Below are 4727 nucleotides of genomic sequence, written 5' to 3'. Positions count from 1 at the left end.
TGTGGGAGGGGATCCCTTTGCAACTCAGTCGCGTTAACAGTGAGGAGCATTCCTGCCATCCTCTGCTCTTGGCTTCCCAACGCCTCTTGCTGTTCAGCGGCAAGGGAGGAGTGGGCAAAACAACCTTGACCTGCGCGCTGGCTCGCCAACTGGCCCAGGTGGATCCCCAGCGCCGTCTGCTCCTGATGTCCACAGATCCCGCCCACTCGTTGGGGGACGTGCTGCAAATCTCGGTTACGGATGTGGCCCAACCCCTGCCGGATCGCCCCAATTTACAGGTGCGGGCTTTGCAGGCGGAGATTTTGCTGCGGTCTTTTCGGCAAACCTATGGGCCGGCCCTGGAGCTCATTGCCGAGCGGGGCAGTTGGTTTGGCCGAGAGGATCTGCTGCCGATCTGGGATTTGGCGTGGCCGGGGGTGGATGAGCTGATGGCGATTCTGGAGGTCAACCGGCTGCTGGCTGGGGAGGAGGTGGATACCGTTATCTTGGACACGGCCCCCACCGGGCACACCCTGCGGCTGTTGGAGCTGCCCGACTTTTTGGATAATCTGCTGGCCGTGTTTGCCACCTTTCAGGCCAAGCATCGGGAGATCGCCCAAGCCCTGACGGGCACCTATCGACCGGATGAGGCGGATGCATTTTTAGCCCAGTTGCAGAGGGAACTGGAGGGGGGCAAAGCCCGCTTGACCACTCCGGAGAGCACTTCTGCTTGGCTGGTGATGATCCCGGAGCAGTTGAGCGTGGCGGAAACCCGCCGCTTTTGTCAGCAACTGCAAAACCGCCGCGTGCCCATCGGCGGTCTTCTGGTCAATCAGGTGCTGCTTGCAAGAGAGAATAACAGCCAACCTTCGCTGCCCGCTGCTCTCCCCTCTTCCCTCTACTCGGCGCGGCAACAGGAACAGCGGCGTGTGCTCAAAGCCCTACAGGAGGAGCTGCCCGGATATCCTATCTGGATCTGTCCCTATCAACTGCAGGAGCCAATTGGGTTAGCGGCCCTAGATGGGCTGGTGCAGCAGCTTCGCCCCTTGCCAGAGGTGCTGCTGGAGTTGGAAGGGATCCCAGAGCAAAAAGCAGAGAGCCAAGAGAAGAGAAAGTCTCTCTTCTCCACCCTCTTCCCTTCCTTCAAGGGGATCCCGTCCCTACCGGATTTTTTGGCCCAAGGGATCCGACTGGTGTTGGTGGGGGGCAAAGGGGGTGTGGGCAAGACGACGGTGGCCGGGGCCCTGGCTTGGAACTTGGCCAAGCGCCATCCCGACAAGCAGCTGTTGCTGGTCTCTATCGATCCGGCTCACTCGCTGGGGGATCTGTTTCAGACGAAACTGGGTCAGGATCCCATCCCCCTGCTGCCCAACCTGCTGGGGCAGGAGGTCGATGCGGCGGCGGTGCTGGAGCAATTCCGGCAGGATTATCTGGAGGAGGTGGCGGCCATCTTGGCAGGGGAGGGGACGGCAGGGGTGGAAGTCCAATACGACCCACAGGCGTGGCGGCAACTGCTGCAGATGCCCCCACCCGGCTTGGATGAGGTGATGGCCCTGTTGAGTGTTCTCCGACAGGAGACGAGCGGGCAGTTCGACCTGGTGGTGCTGGACACGGCTCCCACAGGCCATCTCTTGCGGTTTCTGCAGATGCCCCAGGCTCTGGAAGGTTGGGTGAGCTTGGCCCTGAAGCTGTGGCTGAAATATCGGGATGTGGTGGGCAGGTCGGAATGGGCGCAGCGGATGCGGGAGCTTTTGGCCCAGGTGCGGCAGCTTCGGCAGCAGCTCCAGGATCCCCAGTTTGTTACCTTTATCCCCGTCTTTAACCCCGAGCAAGCAGTTCTGGCGGAAACCGAGCGTCTCTTGGCGGAACTGGATGCTTTGGGGATCCCTCATCCCTACGCCGTTCTCAATCGGGTGTGGTTGGAGGATTCTACCCCCTTTGGAGAGGCCCTCCGCCGTCGTCACCAGACTCTTCTGGCCCAGCTCCCCCAGCCATTTTCCCAGCAGGCCATCTTGACCATCCCCTTCCTACATCCTCCCAGCTTGGAGAATATCGGCTCCTACTTGTTCGCTCCTCAGGAGCCCTAACCTAGGGGTAGACCTTGCTCACCCAAGGAGTTATGGATCCCCATCTGGAAGAACGCGCCCGCGAGCTGCGCACCCTGCTGCAGAAGGCCAGCATTGCCTACTATGTCCACGATGCTCCCATCCTGGAAGACAGCGTTTACGACCGCCTCTACCGCGAGCTGCAAGAGCTGGAGCGGGCTTACCCTGAACTGGTCACCCCCGATAGCCCTACTCAGCGGGTGGGAGAAAAACCTGCAGAGCATTTTCCCACCGTCTTCCACCGCATCCCCCTCTACAGTTTGGAAAACGCTTTCAACCCAGAAGAGCTAGAGGAGTGGCAAGAGCGTCTGCTGCGAGTTTTGGGCCGTGCCCCTGTTCCCGACAGCAGGACAGAGGGAGAGCTGGAATATGTATGTGAGCTGAAGATTGATGGCGCCGCCTTGGCCCTAACCTACATCGAGGGTCTTTTGGAGCGGGGTGCTACTCGGGGGGACGGACAGGCCGGAGAGGACATCACCCCCAACGTGCGCGCCATTCGTTCGATTCCCCTGCGGCTGGCGACAGCAGATCCGCCTCCCGTTTTGGAGGTGCGGGGGGAAGTCTATCTGGCCCTAGCCGAGTTTGAACGGATCAACCAAGAGCGTCGTTCCGCTGGGGATCCCCCCTTTGCCAACCCGCGCAACTGTGCTGCCGGTACCCTGCGGCAGTTGGATAGCCGCGTTGTGGCCGCCCGCAAGCTCAGCTTCTTCGCCTACGCCCTCCACTGGCCGGAGGGATGGCCTGCCGGGGATCCCCCGCAAACCCAGTGGCAGTGTCTGCAGCAGCTCAAGGAATTGGGATTTCCGGTCAACCCCCTCTCCCAGGTCTGTCGGGGCTTGGGGGAAGTGATCCAGTTTTACGAGCGGTGGCGGGGTGCCCAGCTCCCTTACGCCAGCGACGGGGTGGTGGTGAAATTGAACTCCTTGCGGCTGCAGGAGGAGGCCGGCTTTACGCAAAAATTTCCCCGCTGGGCCATTGCCCTCAAATACCCAGCTCAAGAGGTTCCCACTCGCATCCGCGCCATCGTGGCCAGCGTGGGCCGCACCGGCGCCGTCACCCCGGTGGCAGAGTTGGAGCCGGTTCCTCTGGCCGGCACCCTTGTCAGCCACGCCAGCCTGCACAATGCCGATCGCCTGCGGGAGCTGGACGTGCACATCGGCGATACTGCCATCGTGCGCAAAGCCGGGGAGATCATCCCGGAGGTGGTCGGGATCCTGAAGGAATTGCGCCCTGCCGATGCCGTTCCCTACAGCCTGCCCAGCCAGTGCCCGGAATGCCACACCCCCTTGGTTCGTCCCCCCGGCGAAGCCGTGACCCGCTGCCCCAACCCTGAGTGCCCGGCTAAGCTGCGGGGCCAATTGCAGCACTGGGCCAGCCGCGATGCTTTGGATATCGAAGGCTTGGGGGAAAAGCGGGCAGCCCAATTGGTGGAGAACTTGGGAGTGCGCACCGTAGCCGATCTCTACCGCCTCACCCCAGAGCAGTTGCAGGGTTTGGAGGGAATGGGATCCCGCTCCAGCCAAAAGCTGGTGCAAGCCATTCAGCGCTCTCGTCAACAGCCCTGGGAACGGGTGCTCTACGGGCTGGGGATCCCCCATGTGGGGGTGGTCACTGCCCAGATTTTGGCCGGCCATTTTCCCACCCCTGAGCTTTTGGCCCAAGCCAGCGCAGAAACCATCGCCCAGATCTACGGGATAGGCGCGGAAGTGGCGGAAGCGGTGGTGGCCTGGTTTGCCGATCCCGCCCACCGGCGGCTGCTGCAGGAGTTGCAGGCGCTAGGGATCCCCGCTCTTCCTCAGCAGGAGAACCCTGCCGTCTCCCAGATCCTGGCCGGGAAAAAATTCGTAATCACCGGCACCTTGCCCACCCTCTCCCGCCAGCAGGCCAAGGCTTGGATTGAGAGTCGGGGGGGCAAAGTCACCGCCAGCGTCAGCCGCCAAACCGACTACGTGGTGGTGGGCTCTGACCCCGGCTCTAAGCTGGAGCAAGCCCAACAACTGGGGATCCCCCTGCTGACCGAAGCGGAGCTGTTGGCGCTGGATCCCACCGTGGAATCCGGTGATCTGCATCCTTGACAGGGTGGATCCCCGAAAAACTTGGGTAGGGTGGGTTGTCTTAGCGGCAGGGATAGTTTATGATTCACCTCTAGTGAGGAGTGGACGCCAATAGGGGGAAGCGAACGAAACACGGACAGTTCCTTCCCCTTTTTGGTTACAAAAAGGCGCGGCCACACCTCCAAAAAGTATCCAACTTAACTGAAGGATTCCTTTGCCAGTGCCAGATAAGTTCAACTATGATGGGATCAGCGGAGACGCATGTTTCCGTTCACTCCTCACACCATCTTCCGCTCGGCGTCAAGTCGGGCGGTTTTTCTATAAATCCGTCCAAAGGATGTATGACCATTCCCGATAGCAGCGAAACGGCTCACCCCTTCCATTTCCAGTTTTCCTCCTTGTGAGACACTTGGGGAGAACCGAGGCTGTGGCGTTTGCACGGGTAGCGCAGAGCGCTGGAGAAGCTTATGGTCACTTTGAAGCAAGAATGAAACACCTCCGTTGCATTGCTTCCCAGCTCCCTTTTGAAGAGTGGGTGGTCGCGGAAGCGGCACGGAGCGCTTGGAAAGTGTCTCAATCCAGTTTGAAA

At 60.8% G+C, this 4727-nt stretch carries 2 protein-coding genes; both read left to right on the top strand.

The features are described from left to right. Positions 1–2066 (top strand): ArsA family ATPase (locus NW819_RS04770; protein ID WP_414413051.1); only part of this gene is annotated, 2066 nt, incomplete at its 5' end. A gap of 32 nt (positions 2067–2098) precedes the next feature. Continuing rightward, a complete protein-coding gene (gene ligA / locus NW819_RS04765) occupies positions 2099–4159 on the top strand; it encodes an NAD-dependent DNA ligase LigA (RefSeq protein WP_414413050.1) in 2061 nt (686 codons plus the stop codon). Positions 4160–4727 lie beyond the last annotated feature (568 nt).

The sequence above is a fragment of the Synechococcus sp. R8-2 genome, from assembly GCF_047461715.1.
Classification (GTDB): domain Bacteria; phylum Cyanobacteriota; class Cyanobacteriia; order Thermostichales; family Thermostichaceae; genus Thermostichus.
Note: the sequence above shows the minus strand (reverse complement) of the source record. Positions and strands in the feature narration are given on the sequence as shown.

Coding starts and splice junctions, on each gene's coding strand:
- ligA (WP_414413050.1), top strand. CDS start 2,099: ATGGATCCCCATCTGGAAGAACGCGCCCGCGAGCTGCGCACCCTGCTG.